Source organism: Microbacterium sp. 71-36, assembly GCF_001898305.1.
Taxonomy (GTDB): domain Bacteria; phylum Actinomycetota; class Actinomycetes; order Actinomycetales; family Microbacteriaceae; genus Microbacterium.
In genome coordinates this window covers 129,115-148,807 of sequence record NZ_MKTP01000007.1, presented here as the reverse complement: position 1 = coordinate 148,807, position 19,693 = coordinate 129,115, and the positions used below count along the sequence as shown (strand labels likewise).

Here is a 19,693-nt window from a genome sequence, read left to right as displayed (position 1 = left end):
GGCGGAGGAACGGGCGCGGGCGCACGGGTCAGGCGCTCTCGCGCTGCGTCGGGGGAACCGTGTCCAGCAGCACCTGCCCGACGACGGCCTCCTGCGTCACACCGTCGAACTCCGCCTCGGGGTGCAGGATCAGGCGGTGCGAGAGCACGGCCACGGCGAGTGCCTTCACGTCGTCCGGGGTGGCGTACGTCCGCCCCTGGGCCGCCGCGCGCGCCCGCGTCGCCCGCGTCAGCGCGAGCGCGCCGCGGATGCTGACCCCGAGGCGGACCTCGTCGGCCGAGCGGGTGGCATCCACGATCCGCGCGATGTAGTCGAGCACGAGCGCGTCGACGTAGACGCTCGCGGCGAGATCGGCCATGCCGACGAGGGCCTGCGGGGTGATGATCGGGCGCAGGTCCGCGGTCGCGACGGGAGCGCCGTCCAGGATGCGGACCGTGGCGGCGTGGTCGGGGTAGCCGAGCGAGGTGCGCAGCAGGAAACGGTCGAGCTGCGCCTCGGGGAGCCGGTACGTGCCCGCCTGCTCGACGGGGTTCTGGGTGGCGAGCACCAGGAACGGCACGCCCACTTCGCGCGAGACGCCGTCGATCGTGACCCGACCCTCCTCCATGACCTCGAGAAGCGCGGACTGCGTCTTCGGGCTCGCTCGGTTGATCTCGTCGGCCAGGACGATGTTCGCGAAGATCGGGCCCGCGTGGAACTCGAACGTGCCCGTCTTCTGGTCGTACACCGTGATGCCGGTGATGTCGCCCGGCAGCAGGTCGGGGGTGAACTGGATGCGGGTGTTCGTGCCCTGCACGGACTGCGCGACCGCGCGGGCGAGCGAGGTCTTGCCCGTTCCCGGGACGTCCTCGAGCAGCACGTGCCCGTCGCTGAGCATCGCCGTGAGCACGAGCTCGACGACATGCCGCTTGCCGAGGACGGCGCGCTCGACGTTGTCGGCGATCTGCGCGAAGGTCTGGGCGTACCAGGTCGCCTGTTCCTGGGTGATCGTCATGGCGGTGCGTCTCTCTGTCGGGGGGGGATCAGGGGTTCGTGGGGTCGGCGGGGTCGGCGCCGGGCTGGCAGGTGCCGCTCGTCTTGAGGACGGCCGTGTCGAGACCCCAGCCGCGCGCGGACCAGTCGACCGTGACCTGGACGTTCTCGACCTTCACCGCACCCTTCGGCACGAGGTCGGAGCCCTCGGGCGGAGTGATCGTCTTGCCGTTCTCGTCGATGTACCGCACAGCCGTCCGGTCGAGCGTCATCGCGGCCAGATCGTTGCTCGAGCTCGACGACACCTGCAGGCGTTCGCCGGCGACGCAGGATGCCACGCGCGTGCTGGCCTGCACCTGGTACGGCGCGCTCCCGGACGCGGGGGCGACCCGCCCGGTCTCGGAGGTCGTGCCCCAGAACTGGTGCTGGAAGTACACGCCGATGTTCGGGTCGGCACCGAACACCGTGGAACGGTCGTTGTCGAAGTTGCTGTACTTCACGTCGTTGAAGCGCGGGGGCGGGGTTCCCTCGGTGATCCCCGAGATCCGCCAGCGTGCCACCGGGCGGCCGTCCTCGGTGCCCACGTCTGCCCTCGCTCCGACCTGGAAGGTGTATCCGCGCGGGGCGGCGGTGTCCTGTGCGACCCGGATCTCCTGCGTCACCGACCGCGTGCCGTACGACCGGCCGCCGTAGCTCGACTCGACGCAGAGGGTGAACGTGTAGGCCACGCCGTCGAGCTTGCCCGGGAACTCGCGACGCGGCCCGTCGTCTCCGACGCGACACAGGGCGCCCTCGACGATTCCGTAGCGCAGCTGGGAATCCGTGCCGTTCTGACCTGCGGTGCCCTCGGCGACCACCGTCGAGACGCCGTCCCCGGTCGACCGGGAGGACAGCGTCAGGTTCGGATCGATCGGCGCCCCGACGCCGTGCGCCGAGAACGTGAGCGTCCCGCCCTGGGCCGAGCCGCCGAGACCCGCGGGGACGTCGAACCTCGAGGTGGGGGTGACGGTGATCTGGGTGCCGGAGTTGCTGCCGACCTGGAATCCGTCGACCCGCACATCGGTCTGGTTGCGCCCGACGCTCACGGTCCGGGTCTCTCCGGCGGCACTGCGGATCTCGAGCTGACCGGTCTCGGACGACTCCACCCCGCGGATCACGAGATCGGCGACATTGCCCGCTCCGTCGCGCGTGACCACCGGCGTGAAATCGCCCGACTCCGGCCGCGCCGGCGGGTCGTACGCCCACGCGTTCGTCCGCACCGAGCCACGCGACTCACCGACGTCGTTCACCGCGGTGACCACGTACTCGCGTTGCTCGCCGTTGGGCGCGCCGATCGCGGGACACGAACCGTCGGGGCCGCACTCGGCGACCACGTCACCGCCGAAGCGCACCCGGAATCCGGTGAGCGCCGGGTACGCCCGCCGGGCCTCGCCGGGGTCGATGCGGAGCGTGAGCGATCCGTCGGCGTACGCCGTCTGACGCACGCTCGCGGGCGCCCGGGGGAACCCCTGGAGGTCGAGGACCACGCGGGCGTCGCGCGCTCCCGCGGTCGAACGGCCCTGGGCGTCTTTGAGGGTGACGCTGGCCGCGCACGTCGCGCCCGGCGCGTCGGCCGTCCACGACGCCCGCACGCCCGACGACGACGCGACGTCGAAACCGACTCCCGCGCACGCGCTGGTGGGACGCACGCTCACGACCTCGAGCGGCGTGCGCGGCAGCGGATTCACCTCGCCCGGAAGCGCCACGGCGTCGATCGTGCAGCTCGACCCCGACGCCTGCGAGCACTGCAGCGTCGTCGTTCCGCCCTGGGGCAGGGTCGAGGGCGCCGCACCGACGCGCAGCAGGAGTCGCGCGGGAGCCACCGCGTTGTGGCTGGTCACCGAGACGATCGCGGCGTTCTCGCTGCCGGGGACCGCGCGGTCGGCACCGGTGACGGTGACGACCGAGCCGTCGAGCGTCACGGACGAGAACGCCGACCCCGAGTAGTCGAGGGCGTACCGGATGCCGGCCCAGTCCTCGCGGCCCAGCTGCCAGCCGGTCATGTTCCGCAGGTCGAACGTGGCCGTCTCGCCCGGTCCGACCGTGAGCGATCCGGGACGCAGTTCGGGCTGCGGATTGCGCGCCACGACCCCGATCGGCACCGACAGCACCGTCCACTCCTCCGTGCCGGCGACGCGCACCGGCACCTGACAGGCGTCGGTCCAGGGCGAACCCGTGCCCGCGTCGTAGCGGACGACCGTGCCGGCGACGCTGCACCGCCCCTCGGGGCGCACCCCCGTGGTCGTGATGTCGGGACCGACCTCGAGGGTCGCCCGCCGCGGGACGGCCACGAGGGCCGCCATGTCGAACTCCACGGATGCCAGTTCGTCGACGCGCTGCGCGGAGCCGGGTCGCAGCGCCAGGGTCAGGTCGTCGTCGCCCGGGACGCGCACGAACGCGTAGGTGGTCACTTCCTCGCCCCCCACCGTGCCGGACACGGCGAACGGGATGACCCGACGCGTCGCGGGAAGATCGCCGGAGATCAGACGCCCGTCGATGCGGACGCCCGCGGGGGTGCCCCACAGGGACACGCGCAGATCCGAGACGTCGCCGCCCGACCAGGTGGCGCGGCCGGCCAGCACGTCGACGCCCGAGACGAACTGCTCGCGGTCTTCGACGGTGAGCACCGTGTCCGCCACGACCGGGTAGTCGGGCACGCTCTCCCGCACGACCTTCACCACGATGAGCCCTCGGCCGGTGTTCCCCGAATCGGACTCGACGTCGTAGAGGAACGACATGGTCGCGGGGGCCTCGCCGGCGCGGATCACGACCCCCGTGTCCGAGACGTTCTCGACCAGCGCGTCGAGACGCGAGTACTCGGGGTTGTCACTGCCGTCGACGAGCGTCTCCGGGAGATCGGGGCGCACGCCGGTGAGCTTCAGACGTCCCTGCGTGGGGTCGATGTCGTTGGCGAGGGGGCTCACCCGGATACGGCTGTCGGCGCCGGCCTGCACCTGGACGTAGTCGGTGAACGTGATGGGGCTCGGGTTGGCCTCGGCATCCAGGACTCCGATGCGGACCGTGCCTTCGCCCGTCGCGCCGGACGGATCGGACACGCGATAGCGGAAGGAGACCTGCCCCCGGTCGCCGGCGACGGAGGAGTACACGATCGAGGAGCCGTCCGCCGAGATCGACGCGGTGCCCCGGTCGGGCTGCGTCACGATGCGATCGAGCACGACCGCGTCGCCGTCGGGGTCGGCACCGAAGCTGCGGAACGGCACGGTCGTCGTACCGCCGCTGAGGACGCGCCCCTGCAGCGTGTCGGGGACCGGGGCGCGGTTGGCCTCGGGACCGAGGACCGTGATCCGCACGGTCGCCTCGTCCCACAGCGAGGGCGACCCCGTCGTGTACACGCGGTAGGTCACCTCGTACGACCCCGGCGCCGTGGGCGCGAGATAGCGCAGCACGCCCCCGGAGGCGAACGCCAGTCCGTCGCTGGACGGGCTGGCCTGGACGGACGCCGGGTCGAGGGTCGGGCGACCTCCGGCCGGGGACACGTCGTTGTCGAGCACGGGGATGTCGGCCTGGGTGCCGGCGCGCACGGTGACGCTGTCGTCGACCGCGATCGGCGCGATCTCGGGAGCCGGAGGGAGCAGATAGACGGTCGCCTCGCCGCCGATGCGGGAGCCCTCGTCGTCGGTTCCGTCGCTCACGGTGTAGGCGACGGTCCCCAGGAGACCCGGACCGCCCTCGGCTGTGCTCCCCGAGACACGGAGATCGTTCTGACCGACCGTGTCCACGGTGAGGGACGCGCCCTCCTCGGCCGACGCGACGACATCGCTCAAGAGCAGCACGCGCCCGGTGGGATTGGACACCGCGGCGAACACGTCGAGCGTCGCGTCCTCCTGGGGGCGCACGAAGGCGACGACGGGAGCGGTCGACAGCTGCGCCGGCGCGTCGGCCGGGAGCAGTGTGATGCGCGCGGTGCCCGTGGCATCCCGACCGGAACCGGTGACCGTGAAGTCGACGCGGTAGACACCCGGCTGCGCGGCCGTGAAGTCGAACGTCGTCGTGCCGCCGACCACCGTCGCGGTCGCGGCTGCGTCGTCCAGGACGCGCACCGACCCGATCGTCACGTCACCCGCGGTGCCGGTCACGTGGGGGCCCACGTCGACGGTCAGCGCGGATCCGGCGGTGTCGACGACCGCGAAGGACTGCACCGCGAGCGCCGGGTCGGGCGCGACACGGATGACCAACGGCTTCGTCGTCGTCGCGCCGCGCGTGTCGGCCACGGTCACGTCGAGCTGGACGACCTGCTCCCCGCCGGACCCGTCGTCGGCGTGCTGGTACACCACCTCGCCGGCGGGAGTGGATGCCACGCTTCCCGCGCCGCCCGGATTGTCGACCGACAGCAGCAGCAGCGGGTCGCCGTCGGGATCGACCCAGCCGGGGAGGACCGGGACGGTGATGGTGCCGCCGCGCGCGACCTCGGGCGTGGGCCAGGGCTGCAGGCACTTCTCGACGCCGCACCAGACGGGGGCGGCGTTGGACCCCTCGGGCGACACCGCGAGCGTCACCGTCGTCGACGCGGAGGTGAGGCCGTCGGCGGTGGTGCCGTCGGTCACCGCGTACGAGAACGTCGCCGAGCCGGTGGCATCCGGGGCGACCCGCACCGCGAGCCGCTGACCGTCGTCGGTCACGGACAGGCTGCCGAAACCGGGGTCGAGGCCCGTCACGCTCTCGCCCACGATGCTCAGGACGTCTTCGTTGGGGTCGTGGTCGTTCAGCAGCACGGGCAACGTCACCAGGCGTCCGGGGCGCACGCCGAAACTGTCGGGCTCGGCGATCGGCGGCTTCGGGTCGAGGACGACGCTGAGCTGCTCCTCGCTCTGCACCGCGGCCTCCTCGGTGCGGTCGTCGAGCGTCCAGCTCTGGCTCGACGCGAGGAGCGCGCCGTCCGGCACGGTCCACACCCACCCCGTCCGGGTCTCGTTGAGGATGACGGCGTGCTCAGTCGCGACGAACACCGGGCGTCGTTGGTCGGGCATGGTCGCGCCGCCGTAGGAGAGGTCCGTCTCGCCGGCATCCGACCGCCACAGGGTTCCGCGCGCGTCGCCCGGGAGGAGCCACGCGGCGTACGCGACCCCGTCGTGCGCCAGGGGCTTGGCCGGCTGCCCGAGCACGTTGCCGCCCGCGCCGACCTCGCGCCGCGGTTCGCCCCCGTCGACGGGGACGCTCCACAGCGACTGGTCGTCGGCGAGGTAGACGGCGTCGCCGCGCGGATCGGGGTCGCCGACGATCAGCTGATCGGTGGTGTCGAGGTCGACCGGGTCGTGGCCGCGGACCCACACGCGCCCCGCGTCGGCGTCGACGAGCACCCACTGGTCCCCCGCAGCGGTGAGCACCGGGGAGGCGACGTCGACCTGGAGCGCGTCGCGTCCCTTCAGCTCATCGGCCTCGATGTCGTATCGGATGACCGAGCCGTCCGCGGACGAGTAGGCGAAGAGCATGCCGCGCGCGTCGACGGCCACGGCATCCGCCGTGTACGAGCGCGCGTCGTCGTCGCCCGCGGTCCCGAACGGGTCGAGCTCGGTGACCGACTGCCCGGCGCGGCTGAGCCGGCTCGCGTAGAGGGCCCCGGTGTCGGTGCGGTAGACGACATAGTCGCCCGCCGTGACGACCGAGGTCGTGCCCGGCGGGGTGTCGGGAGCGGAATCCAGCTGCTCCTCCTGCAGATCGACCGGCTGGGCCTCGTCGATGCGCGCGATCTTGCTGTAGCCGTCGGTGAAGAGGTAGGCGCCCTCCGGTCCCTGTGCGACCTGGCTCGGGTTGCCCGCGGTGCGCACCGTGTCGAGTTCGCCGACCGTGGTGTTCACGCGGGCGTACCGCTGCCCCTCGCCGGTCTGGAGCGCCCAGACCGAGGTGTCGACCTCGGGAGTCTCCTGCGCGTCGAGGCCCGGCCAGACGATGCTGGCCGTGATGACGAGGACGGCGGCGGCGACCGTCGAGGTGAGCCCCGCGATGGTCCGGCGCTTCATCGGACGACCCCGGTGGCCAGCAGCGCGACGACGACGATCGCGGCGGAGGCGACCAGGGCGGCCCCGGCGAGCACCCACGGCAGAAGGCGGTGGGCCGCACGCGTCGGTGCGGAGATGTCGGTGTCCTCGTCACGGGCGAGACCGGCGACCCCGGACGCGTCGCGATGCTTGCGGACGCTCGGGCGCTCGACGTGGGATCGCGTCGGTCCGCGCAACGCGCCGTCGCAGAAGTCGACCGCGCGCGCCGCGGGGGCCCACTCGGCCGCGGGCACCTCGAGCGGCGACGCGGGGAGCCCGAGTTCGGACTGCACCTTCTGCAGCGCCTCCCCCACCTCTCGCGCGCTGGCGAATCGGTCGGCGGGGCTGCGCGCCATCGCGCGGGCGAGGACCGCCTGCAGCGAGGGCGGGACATCGGTGCGGGCGATCTCGGTGTACGTCGCGCGGGCGATGCGGCGGCGCAGCTGCTCGCGCGAGTTCTGCCCCTTCTCGCGGCGCTCGAACGGGCTGTGTCCGGCCAGCAGCGAGTAGACGGTCGCCCCCAGGCTCCAGACCTCGCTGGACACCGTGCCGGCCGTCTGCTCGGCGATGACCTCGGGCGCGCTCCACGGCACGCTCATCGCGAGCATCTCGTCGGCCCCCTGGCGAACGAGCGAGGAGGAGATGCCGAAGTCGGCCAGGACCGGGGCGCCGAAGGTCGTCACCAGGATGTTGCTGGGTTTGACGTCGCGATGCACGAGACCGGCGTGGTGGGCCGACTCGAGGGCACCCGCCATGCGGACGCCGATCGAGAGCACCTCGGCCACCGGCATCCGTTCCACGCGGTACCGCTGCGCGAGCGACCCCGGGCAGTATTCCATGACGATGTAGGGTCGGCCGTCGGCCGAGATCCCGGCCTGGTAGACCGTGACGATCGAGGGGTGCGCCGAGAGGTGCGCGAGGACGTCGGCCTCGGCGTTGAACATGCGGAGCAGATCGGGGTCGCGCACATCGCTCGGGAGCACCTTCACCGCGACGTCGCGACGGGGCATGTCCTGCCCGTAGAGGAAGACGTCAGCGAAACCACCCGAACCGAGCGGGCGGATGTAGGCGAGCCCGGGCAGGATCGGGGGTGACGAGGGCAGGCGCTGCGGCATGGTGCCCCCTCCCCGGAACTCGCGTCCGCCACACCTCGCGCGGACAACCCGGCAACTCTAACAAAGCCCCCTGACCGGGTCGGCGGACTTGTGGAGGGCGCTCAGGATGCCAACGGCCCGGGGTCGCGGGGATCGAACGGGGCGTCCAGGAAGCGGGAGAGATCATCCAGCATCGCCGCGACCTGCGGCTCGACATACTCCGCGACGGCCGCCTGGATCCGCAGCCGGTGGTGCAGCAGTACCGCGCAGACCTCGCGACCGATCATGTTGGCGTAGTCGTCGGCCAGGCCGACCTCCTGCCGCAGAGCCGCCTTCGCGGCGTCGGACAGCGGGGGAAGCGCGGGGATCGCGGCATCCTCTTCGGCGGCCAGCCCCGTCAGAGTGAAGAGGAACGGCGCACCGGGTTCGGGCTCCGGATCCAGCGGCATCCCTTCGAACTCGGGCTCGAGTCCCTCGGCCGGACGGTACGACCGTCGACGGTTGCGCGCCGCCTGCTGGTCGAGCTCGGTCTGCAGCATCGGGAGGTTCCGCGACGTGTACTCGGCGACGGCGTGATCGACGATCGACTTCACCCGGGTCGACAGCCCGTGCTGCACGCCGTGCGGGACGTCGGCCCCGAGCCCGGCCGCCGACAGGACGGGCGAACCGAAGCAGCGACGGCACGGCGCGACCCGACCGCGATGGTTCGCCGGCTCCCACCGGGGCAGCCAGGCGAGCCAGGCGTCCACCGCCTGGCCGACCTGGGTCTCGAGCGACCGCTCCACGCTCCTACGCTAGCCCGGAAGCCGCGGAAGCGGCAGGATGCCACGGCCCCGGATCAACGATCATCGTCGTCGTCGCGCTCCCACCGCCAGTGCGGGCGCTCCCCGCGGGTGCGCGCGAGCAGCACGCCGAACACGCCGGCCAGGGCCGCCGACGTCGCGACCACCGCGCCCGGCCACCCGAGCGCCACGGCCCCCGCCGCGGCGACACCGCGCGCCACGTCACCGCCGGTGACCGCCGCGCCGATCGCGATGCCCACCGTCTCGCCCACATACGCACCCAGCGCGCACGGCACGGCGGTCGGATACCCCGGCGGGACGGTCCGCAGACCCCACCGCAGCAGTCCCGCGAACAGCGTCGCCGCGAGGAGCATCCCCGCCACACCGGGCAACGGCCCGAGACCCGTCACCGGGATGACATCCGCGTCCAGCAGCAGGCCGACCACACCGAGACCGGCGATGGCCAGGGCGAGGAAGACGACCGTCGCGAAAACGACGGCGACCGGAGGGGTCACCCCCGCCGGTCGCGGCGTATCCGTCATGGCATCCGGTCTCAGCGGGCCAGGAGCGGCCCGGCTTCGAGCGTGCGCTCGTACTCGCGCTGCGCCTCGTCGTTCAGCTCGGTGACACGGCGACCGCGGCGGGCGACCCAGGCACCGAACCAGACGGTGAGCTCACGGCCGAGGACGAAGGCGACGATCGCGAGCGGGGCGAGGACGCTCTGCTGCAGCAGATCGATGCCCTCGCGGTTCGTGAGCATCCAGAACGGCGCGGCGAACAGCGCCCCCAGAAGGTAGCCGCCCCAGCTGATGACACCGACGACGAGGCCCCAGACCACCCAGTGGCCCCAGCCGCCCCGGTTGATGATCGCGCCGAGGAACCAGAAGCCCACGAAGAAGGCCACCGTGGGCACCCACAGGCCCCACGTCGTGAGGGCTGCCAGTGCGGCATCCGCCAGATCGGCGGTCTGGACCGTGCCGACGAGCAGACCGAGACCGAGGGTCGCGGCGAGGTAGAGCATGGCGAAGACGAGGGTGGCCAGGAGACCGATCGCGCCGGCCGCGCCGCGGTTGCCGCGGGGACGCGGAGCCTCCGGGGCCTGCACGAAGATCGGCTGCGCGGCACCGACGGAGCGGGTCTCGTCCGCGTACGCGGGAGCCGTGGCGGCCGTCGCCGCCCCCGCGGCCACGACACCCGCGGCCGGGACGGTGGCGTCCGAGCGGTGCTCGTCGCGCGCGGGCTCGACCGTCGTCGCGGCGGCGGTCTGGGTCGTTCCGGCCTCGGGCTCGGCCGACGCGGCGTAGGCGGCCCAGCGGGCGTCCTCGTCGTCGAGGTCGACCGAACGGTGCGCGGAGGGAGCCGATACGGGAGTCTGGCTGCGCGGTTCGACGGGCGAGGCGTCGTGCACGGTGGTCGTCGCCGCGGGCGTCGCCGAGTCGTGGCCGCCCTCGCGCTCGTTCCAGGCCGCGGCCGCTTCCTCCGGGTCGACCGCGTCGCGGCGGGCGGCCTCGGCGTCGGCGAGCCCCTCGTGGGCACGGCCGACGACGTCGTGCGCCTCTTCCTTGGGCTCGTCGACGGGGTCGCCGTACGACTGGGGGTCGCTCATCGGGGTCTCCTCACGCGCGCAGATATGGTGCGGCGCCAGGCTAACCCCCGCCGCGGCCTGCACGGCGCAGGCGTGCCGTCGTGTGTCGGTCTCGACCGTGTCGGCGGGTCCGCCTAGGGTGGGCGACATGACCGGTCGACACCCCGCAGCGGCCCTCGCCGCGGTGCTCGCGGTGGCCGCCGCGCTCGCGCTCAGCGCCTGCGCCCCCGAACAGGGCGACGCCGAGGCCCCGCCGACCGCCGCTTCCCCGACATCCTCCGACACTCCGAGCGGCACGCCGATCCCGACGATCACGCCCACCGTGGCACCGGCCGCGATCCCGACCGACTGCCGCGCGATCCTCACCGCCGATGTGCTGTCGCAGCTCGGGTCCATCCCCCTCAACGACCCGGCCCTCGGGGCATCCGGCGTCCAACCCGACGGGTCGCTCATCTGCGTCTGGCGCGACCCCGCCGCCGACACGACCGGGCTCGTCACGCGCATCTCCCGCGTCGACCGCGGTCCCGCGCTCGACATGCTCAACGACCTCGTCAACACGCAGGGCTTCAGCTGCTACACGCCCGACGACGGCACGCGCTGCGAGAAGACCTGGATCAACGCCACCTACGCCGTCAACGACGGCCGCACACTGTTCTGGCGCGACGACGTCCTCATCGACACCCAGTACTCCAACCTCGCCCCCACCGGGTACACCGCGAGCATCATCTCCGCCATCTACGGCTGACGCCCCGCCCCCGGCGGCGACGGTACCGCTGCGGACTACTCGCCGAAGGCACGGGATGCCACGACCGCGACGTATCCGTCCGGCATCCACCCCGAGAAGGTGGACGACACCCACCGGTCGCCGCGGAGGTCGTGCACCTCGACCGCGTCACCGACCGCGCGCTCGCAGTGCTCCGTGTCACCCTCGGACGCGCACGTGAAGCCCTGACCGCTCAGCGTCGCCACCACGGCGGCGGCACCCTCCGCCGAGACCGTGGCCACGCTCGTCTCGAGCCACCGCCCCGAGTCCCCGCGCCAGTGGCACGTGATCACCGGCGTCGACGCCGCGGCCGCCACCGCCTCGGGGGTCGAGCGCGCACCACTGTGGCGCTGGGTGAGCAGAGCCTCGGGCGACCACACGAGCTCGGACCACATCGGCTGCGTGTACAGATCGCGGCACGTGGTCGCCGGCCCCGGGACCCGCGGCGCGTCCGTCCACGCCGGCGTCGTCGTCCCGGTCCGCAACGTGTCGCCGACGAACGTCACCGCGCCCGGAACCCCCGGGGCGGCGAGCATCGCGAGGACCGCGACCACGGCGGCGCACAGCACGCCCACCGGCCACGCGATCCAGACGTTGCGTCCCGCGACTCGAGCCATCCATCCCTCCCCGTCCACGGTAGGCGACCCACCCCGGCGCGTCGGCGTGGCGACACGCCGAGGCCCCGACACGTCATCCGTCGGAAACGCGCCGGGCACGCCGAAGGCCCCCGGCGCGAGCCGGGGGCCTTCGGGGATCAGGATGCCGCGCCGGGGCGTGGCATCCGTCTCACTCAGTTGTAGGTGCCGGGCGTGAAGTCGTCCGTCGAGAAACTGTCGAAATCGACGTAGCTCAGGTCGGCGTCGCTGTACGCGCCGTCCGAGGCGAAGATGCGGTTGGGGTACCGCTCGCTCTTGGCCTCCTCCGTCGCCTCGACCGTGACGTTGCGGTACTTCGCAAGTCCGGTTCCGGCGGGGATGAGCTTTCCGATGATGACGTTCTCCTTGAGGCCGACGAGCGGGTCGCTCTTGCCCTCCATGGCCGCCTGCGTCAGGACGCGGGTGGTCTCCTGGAACGATGCCGCCGACAGCCACGACTCGGTCGCGAGCGACGCCTTGGTGATACCCATCAGCTCGGGACGACCCGACGCGGGGCGCTTGCCCTCGCCGACCGTCTCGCGGTTGATGGTCTGGTAGCGCTTGAAGTCCACCAGCTCACCGGGCAGCAGGTCGGTGTCACCGTGGTCGACGACCGTGACCTTGCGCAGCATCTGACGCACGATGACCTCGATGTGCTTGTCGTGGATCGGCACACCCTGCGAGCGGTACACGCCCTGGACGCCGTTCACGAGGTACTTCTGCACCTCGCGGGCGCCCTGCACGCGCATGACCTCCTTGGGGTCGAGCGTTCCGACCTGGAGGGGCTCGCCGACCTTGACGTGCTGACCGTCCTCGACGAGGAGGGTCGCGCGCTTCAGGACCGGGTAGACGACCGGCTCGTCACCGTTGTCGGGCGTGAGGATGACCTTCTTGGCCTTCTCGGTCTCGTCGATCGTGATGCGGCCGTCGGCCTCCGCGATCGGCGAGGCACCCTTGGGGGTACGCGCCTCGAACAGCTCCTGCACGCGGGGAAGACCCTGCGTGATGTCGTCGGCCGACGCGGAACCACCCGTGTGGAAGGTACGCATCGTCAGCTGGGTACCGGGCTCACCGATCGACTGGGCCGCGATGATGCCGACGGCCTCGCCGATGTCGACGATCTTTCCGGTGGCCAGCGAACGGCCGTAGCACTTCGCGCAGACACCGACGGCCGAGTCGCACGTGAGGACCGAGCGGACCTTGATGGTCTCGACGCCACCGGCGACCAGCTTGTCGATGAGCACGTCGCCCACGTCGTCGCCGGCCTCCGCCAGAACCGTGCCCTGCGCGTCGACGACCGCCGTGGCGAGCGTACGGGCGAAGACCGAGTTCTCGACGTTGGCGTCCTTGACCAGGGTGCCGGTCGAGTCGACCGCGGCGATCGGGAGCTCGAGGCCCTTCGACGTGCCGCAGTCCTCCTCGCGGATGATGACGTCCTGCGAGACGTCCACCAGACGACGCGTCAGGTACCCCGAGTCGGCCGTACGGAGAGCCGTGTCGGCCAGACCCTTACGGGCACCGTGCGTCGCGATGAAGTACTCGGCGACCGACAGTCCCTCGCGGTACGAGGAGATGATCGGGCGCGGGATGATCTCACCCTTGGGGTTGTTCACCAGGCCTCGCATACCCGCGATGTTGCGGATCTGCAGCCAGTTACCACGGGCACCCGACGAGACCATGCGGTTGATGGTGTTGTCGGCCGGGAAGTTGTCGCGCATCGCCTTCTGGACGGCATCCGTGGCCTCGGTCCAGATCTTGATGAGCTCCTGGCGACGCTCGGCGTCGGTGGTGAGACCCTTCTCGTACTGCGCCTGGACCTTTGCGGCCTGCTTCTCGTAGCCCGCGACGATCTCGCCCTTGTTCGGGGGCGTGAGGATGTCGCTCAGCGCGACCGTCACACCCGAACGCGTGGCCCAGTAGAAACCGGCGTCCTTGATCCGGTCGAGCGATGCCGCGACCTCGACCTTGGGGTACTCCTCGGCCAGCTTGTTGACGATCTGCGACAGCTTGCCCTTGTCGGCCTGCTCGCGGACGAACGGGTAGCCCTTGGGCAGCGTGTCGTTGAAGATCGCCTGACCGAGCGAGGCATCCACGAGACCGTGCTTCTCGTAGCCCTCGGGAGCCTGGCCCTCGAGGAACGTGAGGCCGGGGATGCGGATGCGCGCCTTGGCCTGCAGGTCGAGGGTGCCCTCGTCCTTGGCCAGGATCGCCTCGCCCACCGAACCGAACGCGCGGCCCTCGCCCACGGCACCCTCCTTGAGGGTGGTGAGGTGGTGCAGGCCGATGATCATGTCCTGCGAGGGCAGGGTCACCGGGCGACCGTCGGACGGCTTCAGGATGTTGTTCGACGCGAGCATCAGGACGCGGGCCTCGGCCTGGGCCTCGACCGACAGCGGCAGGTGGACGGCCATCTGGTCACCGTCGAAGTCGGCGTTGAACGCCGCGCAGACGAGCGGGTGCAGCTGGATCGCCTTGCCCTCGACGAGCTGGGGCTCGAACGCCTGGATGCCGAGACGGTGCAGGGTGGGTGCACGGTTCAGCAGCACGGGACGCTCGCGGATGATCTCTTCCAGCACGTCCCAGACCTCGGGACGGTAGCGCTCGACGGCACGCTTGGCGGCCTTGATGTTCTGCGAGTGACCGAGGTCGATCAGACGCTTGATCACGAACGGCTTGAACAGCTCGAGCGCCATCTGCTTGGGCAGACCGCACTGGTGCAGCTTCAGCTGGGGTCCGACGATGATGACCGAACGCCCCGAGTAGTCCACGCGCTTGCCGAGCAGGTTCTGGCGGAAACGACCCTGCTTTCCCTTGAGCATGTCGCTCAGGGACTTCAGGGCGCGGTTGCCGGTGCCGGTGACGGGACGACCGCGGCGGCCGTTGTCGAACAGCGCGTCGACGGCCTCCTGCAGCATGCGCTTCTCGTTGTTGACGATGATCTCGGGGGCACCGAGGTCGATCAGGCGACGGAGGCGGTTGTTGCGGTTGATCACGCGACGGTACAGGTCGTTCAGGTCGGAGGTGGCGAAACGGCCACCGTCGAGCTGGACCATCGGGCGCAGCTCCGGCGGGATCACCGGAACGACGTCGAGCACCATCGAGGCCGGCGACATGCCGGTCTGCAGGAACGAGTTGACGACCTTCAGACGCTTGATCGCGCGGATCTTGCGCTGACCCTTGCCCTCGGAGATCTGCAGGTGCAGGCTCTCGGACTCGGCGGCCAGGTCGAAGGTCTCCAGGCGACGCTTGATCGACTCCGCGCCCATGTGGGCCTCGAAGTACTGGCCGAAACGGTCCTGCAGCTCGTGGAAGACGTCGTCCTCGGGCTTGAGCGCACCCACCTCGAGCGTGCGGAAGTCCTCCCACACGCGCTCGAGCTTGGCGATCTGCTCGTCCGCGTTCTTGCGGATCGAGGTCATGTCCTTCTCGGCGGCGTCCTTGACCTTCTTCTTCTGGTCGGCCTTGGCACCCTCGGCCTCGAGGGCCGCGAGCTCCTCCTCCAGCTTCGCCAGGCGAGCGGCGATGCGCGAGTCGCGACGGTCGCCGAGCGTCTTCAGCTCGAGACGGATGTTGTTCTCCTGCGTCGCCAGGTCGCGGTGACGAGCATCTTCGTCGACCGAGATGACCATGTAGGCAGCGAAGTAGATGACCTTCTCGAGGTCCTTCGGCGCCATGTCCAGCAGGTAGCCGAGGCGCGAGGGCACGCCCTTGAAGTACCAGATGTGGGTCACGGGAGCGGCGAGCTCGATGTGGCCCATGCGCTCACGACGGACCGAGGACTTGGTGACCTCGACGCCGCAGCGCTCGCAGACGATGCCCTTGAAGCGGACGCGCTTGTACTTTCCGCACGCGCACTCCCAGTCACGCGAGGGTCCGAAGATCTGCTCGCCGAACAGACCGTCCTTCTCGGGCTTCAGGGTGCGGTAGTTGATGGTTTCGGGCTTCTTGACCTCACCGAAGGACCAACGACGGATGTCGTCGGCGGTGGCCAGGCCGATACGAAGCTGATCGAAAGTGGTTGATTCGAGCACTGGTTCTCCTGTGTCGGAATTCTGTTCGTTGCCTGGCCGGGTCAGATCTCGTCGATGGACGAGGACTCGAAGCGGCTGGAGATGTTGATGCCGAGCTCTTCGGCGGCGCGGAAGGCGTCGTCGTCGGTGTCACGGAGGTTGACCGCCGTGCCGTCGGCCGAGAGGACCTCGACGTTCAGGCAGAGCGACTGCATCTCCTTCATGAGCACCTTGAAGGACTCGGGGATGCCGGGCTCCTGGATGTTCTCGCCCTTGACGATCGCCTCGTACACCTTGACGCGACCGAGGATGTCGTCGGACTTGATCGTGAGGAGCTCCTGCAGCGCGTATGCGGCACCGTAGGCCTCGAGCGCCCACACCTCCATCTCACCGAAGCGCTGGCCACCGAACTGGGCCTTACCGCCGAGCGGCTGCTGGGTGATCATCGAGTAGGGGCCCGTCGAACGCGCGTGGATCTTGTCGTCGACGAGGTGGTGCAGCTTCAGGATGTACATGTAGCCGACCGAGATGGGCGCCGGGAACGGCTCGCCGTGACGACCGTCGAACAGGATGGTCTTTCCGGTGGAGTCGATCAGTCGCTCGCCGTCGCGGTTCGGGATCGTCGAGTCGAGCAGACCCGCGATCTCGTCCTCGAAGGCGCCGTCGAACACGGGGGTCGCGACCTTGGTGCCGGGGGCTGCCTCACGGGCGACCTCGGGCAGGTGCGCGGCCCACTCGGGCGTGCCCTCGACCTTCCAGCCCTGCTGGGCGATCCAGCCGAGGTGGAGCTCCAGGACCTGACCGAAGTTCATTCGACCGGGGATACCGAGCGGGTTCAGCACGACGTCGACGGGGGTGCCGTCGGCGAGGAAGGGCATGTCCTCGATCGGGAGGATCTTGGCGATGACACCCTTGTTCCCGTGGCGTCCGGCGAGCTTGTCGCCCTCGGTGATCTTGCGCTTCTGGGCGATGTAGACCACGACGCGACGGTTGACACCCGAGCCGAGCTCGTCGTCGCCGTCTTCCGCGTTGAACTCCTTGACCGCGATGATCGTGCCCTGCTCGCCGTGGGGCACCTTCAGCGAGGTGTCACGGACTTCGCGGCTCTTCTCGTTGAAGATCGCGCGGAGCAGGCGCTCCTCGGCCGACAGCTCGGTCTCGCCCTTGGGCGTGACCTTGCCGACGAGGATGTCGCCGGGACGCACCTCGGCGCCGATGCGGACGATGCCGCGCTCGTCGAGGTCCTTCAGCAGGTCGGGGCTGACGTTGGGGAGGTCACGGGTGATCTCCTCCTTGCCGAGCTTGGTGTCGCGCGCGTCGACCTCGTACTCCTCGATGTGGATCGAGGAGAGGGTGTCGTCCTTCACGAGGTCCTGGCTGAGGATGATCGCGTCCTCGAAGTTGTGACCCTCCCACGTCATGAACGCCACGAGGAGGTTCTTGCCGAGGGCGAGCTCGCCGTTCTCGGTCGCGGGACCGTCGGCGATGACCTCGCCGGCCTCGATCCGCTCACCGGCCGAGACGACCACGCGCTGGTTGTAGGACGTGCCCTGGTTCGAGCGGTCGAACTTGCGCAGGAAGTAGTCCTGCGTGCCGCCCTCGTCGAGCTGGATGGTCACGACGTCGGCCGAGACCTCCAGGACGACGCCCGGCTTCTCGGCCGTGACGACGTCACCGGCGTCGATCGCGGCGAAGCCCTCCATACCGGTACCCACGACGGGCGACTCGCTGCGCACGAGCGGGACGGCCTGGCGCTGCATGTTCGCACCCATGAGGGCGCGGTTGGCGTCGTCGTGCTCGAGGAACGGGATGAGCGAGGTCGCCACCGACACCATCTGGCGCGGCGAGACGTCCATGTAGCCGATCTCGTCGACGGGGAACAGGTCGACCTCGCCACCCTGGCCGCGGCGGGCCAGGATGCGGTCCTCGACGAAGTGGCCGTCGGCCTTGAGGGCGACACCGGCCTGGGCGACGATGTGGTCGCTCTCCTCGCTCGCGGTGAGGTAGTCGATCTGGTCGGTCACGCGGCCGTCGACGACGCGACGGTACGGGGTCTCGATGAAGCCGAACGCGTTGATGCGCGCGAACGAGGCGAGCGAACCGATCAGACCGATGTTCGGGCCTTCCGGCGTCTCGATCGGGCACATGCGGCCGTAGTGCGAGGGGTGGACGTCACGGACCTCGACGCCGGCGCGCTCACGGGACAGACCACCGGGGCCCAGCGCCGAGAGGCGACGCTTGTGGGTCAGACCCGCGAGCGGGTTGTTCTGGTCCATGAACTGCGACAGCTGCGACGTTCCGAAGAACTCCTTGATCGCGGCGACGACGGGGCGCACGTTGATCAGGGTCTGGGGCGTGATGGCCTCGATGTCCTGCGTGGTCATGCGCTCGCGGACGACGCGCTCCATGCGCGACAGACCGGTGCGGACCTGGTTCTGGATCAGCTCGCCGACGGCGCGGATGCGACGGTTGCCGAAGTTGTCGATGTCGTCGACGTCCAGGCGGATCTCGGCGGGCTGCCCGTGACGGATGCCGTCGAAGGCGGTGTCGCCGCGGTGCAGGCGGACGAGGTACTTGATCGTGGCGACGATGTCGTCGACGGTGAGCACCGAGTCGGACAGCGGCTTGTCGAGACCGAGCTTCTGGTTGATCTTGTAGCGACCCACCTTGGCGAGGTCGTACCGCTTCGGGTTGAAGTAGAAGTTGTCCAGCAGCGCGCGCGCGGCCTCGGCGGCGACCTGCTCGCCCGGACGGAGCTTGCGGTAGATGTCGCGGAGCGCGTCTTCCTTGGTGAGGATCGTGTCCTTGGACAGCGTCTCCTCGATCGAGTCGAAGCCGGCGAACTCGGCGAGGATGTCCTCGCTGGTGAGGCCCAGGGCCTTGAGGAACACGGTGACCGACTGCTTGCGCTTGCGGTCGATGCGCACGCCGACCTGGTCGCGCTTGTCGATCTCGAACTCGAGCCAGGCGCCGCGCGAGGGGATCACGCGAGCGGACACGATGTCCTTGTCGGAGGTCTTGTCGGGCGTCTTGTCGAAGTAGACGCCGGGCGAACGCACGAGCTGCGACACCACGACACGCTCGGTGCCGTTGATGATGAACGTGCCCTTGTCGGTCTGGAGCGGGAAGTCGCCCATGAAGACCGTCTGGGTCTTGATCTCACCGGTCTGGTGGTTCATGAACTCGGCCTCGACGTACAGGGGCGCGGCGTAGGTCTTGCCGCGCTCCTTGCACTCCTCGATCGAGTACTTCTCGGGCTCGAGGTACGGGTTCGTGAACGAGAGCTGCATGGTCTCGCTCAGGTCTTCGATGGGCGAGATCTCCTCGAAGATCTCCTCGAGACCGCTGATCTCGGGCACATCGGTGCGACCGGTGGCCTGGGCTTCGGCGACGCGCGCCTTCCAGGCCTCGTTGCCGACCAGCCAGTCGAACGACTCGGTCTGCAGCGCGAGCAGATCGGGAACGGTCAGCTTGTCGGAGATCTTCGCGAACGAGAGGCGGGATGCGCCGCGTCCGCTCTTCGGGGTGGTGGTGGATGCGTTGCTCGCAGCAGCCAAGGGAAAAACCTCCAGAAGCCCGGGCGAGGGGCTCGTGATTCCTTGTCGTCAGGTGGAGTGCGTTCCTGCCCCGATAACCTGCGAGTCGCACACCGCGATGAAGCGGGGACGGGCAGGCTCAGCCGACCACCATATGAGGGCAGGGGGAATCGAGGAGCGCAAAGTCCAAGCATACGCGGGAGGACGCGCCGTGTCCAGTCGGATTCTTGACGACTTTGCGTACCTGCGGTATAACCGCGAGCGGCCTCCGGGGATCCTCG

General features: G+C 70.3%; 10 protein-coding genes. 1 reads left to right on the top strand and 9 read right to left on the bottom strand.

Features of this window, described 5'->3' with window-relative positions; all coding sequences use genetic code 11:
* Positions 1-28: 28 nt before the first annotated feature.
* From BGO45_RS15535 to BGO45_RS15510, 6 genes are all read right to left on the bottom strand, one after another.
* A complete protein-coding gene (locus tag BGO45_RS15535) occupies positions 29-994 on the bottom strand; it encodes a MoxR family ATPase (RefSeq protein ID WP_076491376.1) in 966 nt (321 codons plus the stop codon).
* Positions 995-1,022: 28 nt separating this feature from the next.
* Complete coding sequence (locus BGO45_RS15530; protein WP_292695888.1) at positions 1,023-6,989, bottom strand: Ig-like domain-containing protein; 5,967 nt, start codon at positions 6,987-6,989, stop codon at positions 1,023-1,025.
* On the bottom strand, positions 6,986-8,122 hold the full coding sequence (locus BGO45_RS15525; protein ID WP_292695887.1) for a serine/threonine-protein kinase: 1,137 nt from the start codon (positions 8,120-8,122) through the stop codon (positions 6,986-6,988). Before BGO45_RS15525 ends, BGO45_RS15530 begins: the two co-directional genes overlap by 4 nt.
* A 101-nt stretch (positions 8,123-8,223) precedes the next feature.
* Entirely contained in the window at positions 8,224-8,886 is a 663-nt protein-coding gene (locus BGO45_RS15520; protein WP_076491382.1) for a spermidine/putrescine ABC transporter substrate-binding protein, read from the bottom strand.
* 53 nt (positions 8,887-8,939) lie between these two features.
* On the bottom strand, positions 8,940-9,425 hold the full coding sequence (locus tag BGO45_RS15515) for a hypothetical protein (protein WP_292695883.1): 486 nt from the start codon (positions 9,423-9,425) through the stop codon (positions 8,940-8,942).
* 11 nt (positions 9,426-9,436) lie between these two features.
* Positions 9,437-10,489, bottom strand: a complete 1,053-nt coding sequence (locus BGO45_RS15510; protein ID WP_292695880.1) for an ABC transporter — start codon at positions 10,487-10,489, stop codon at positions 9,437-9,439.
* 127 nt (positions 10,490-10,616) lie between these two features.
* On the opposite strand from BGO45_RS15510, the gene BGO45_RS15505 reads away from it, so the two are divergent.
* A complete protein-coding gene (locus BGO45_RS15505; RefSeq protein WP_292695878.1) occupies positions 10,617-11,213 on the top strand; it encodes a hypothetical protein in 597 nt (198 codons plus the stop codon).
* 35 nt (positions 11,214-11,248) lie between these two features.
* Here the strand turns inward: BGO45_RS15505 and BGO45_RS15500 are convergent, their stop codons facing one another.
* The 3 genes from BGO45_RS15500 to rpoB all read right to left on the bottom strand — a co-directional run bounded on the left by BGO45_RS15500 (position 11,249) and on the right by rpoB (position 19,433).
* Entirely contained in the window at positions 11,249-11,848 is a 600-nt protein-coding gene (locus BGO45_RS15500; protein WP_292695875.1) for a hypothetical protein, read from the bottom strand.
* A 173-nt stretch (positions 11,849-12,021) separates the two neighbouring features.
* The gene (rpoC, locus tag BGO45_RS15495) at positions 12,022-15,897 is read right to left on the bottom strand and encodes a DNA-directed RNA polymerase subunit beta' (protein WP_292695872.1); all 3,876 of its coding nucleotides are present in this window, start codon (positions 15,895-15,897) and stop codon (positions 12,022-12,024) included.
* A 41-nt stretch (positions 15,898-15,938) separates the two neighbouring features.
* Positions 15,939-19,433, bottom strand: a complete 3,495-nt coding sequence (gene rpoB / locus BGO45_RS15490; RefSeq protein ID WP_292695870.1) for a DNA-directed RNA polymerase subunit beta — start codon at positions 19,431-19,433, stop codon at positions 15,939-15,941.
* Positions 19,434-19,693: the final 260 nt, after the last annotated feature.

Coding starts and splice junctions, on each gene's coding strand:
- BGO45_RS15535 (WP_076491376.1), bottom strand. CDS start 994: ATGACGATCACCCAGGAACAGGCGACCTGGTACGCCCAGACCTTCGCG.
- BGO45_RS15530 (WP_292695888.1), bottom strand. CDS start 6,989: ATGAAGCGCCGGACCATCGCGGGGCTCACCTCGACGGTCGCCGCCGCC.
- BGO45_RS15525 (WP_292695887.1), bottom strand. CDS start 8,122: ATGCCGCAGCGCCTGCCCTCGTCACCCCCGATCCTGCCCGGGCTCGCC.
- BGO45_RS15515 (WP_292695883.1), bottom strand. CDS start 9,425: ATGACGGATACGCCGCGACCGGCGGGGGTGACCCCTCCGGTCGCCGTC.
- BGO45_RS15510 (WP_292695880.1), bottom strand. CDS start 10,489: ATGAGCGACCCCCAGTCGTACGGCGACCCCGTCGACGAGCCCAAGGAA.
- BGO45_RS15505 (WP_292695878.1), top strand. CDS start 10,617: ATGACCGGTCGACACCCCGCAGCGGCCCTCGCCGCGGTGCTCGCGGTG.
- BGO45_RS15500 (WP_292695875.1), bottom strand. CDS start 11,848: ATGGCTCGAGTCGCGGGACGCAACGTCTGGATCGCGTGGCCGGTGGGC.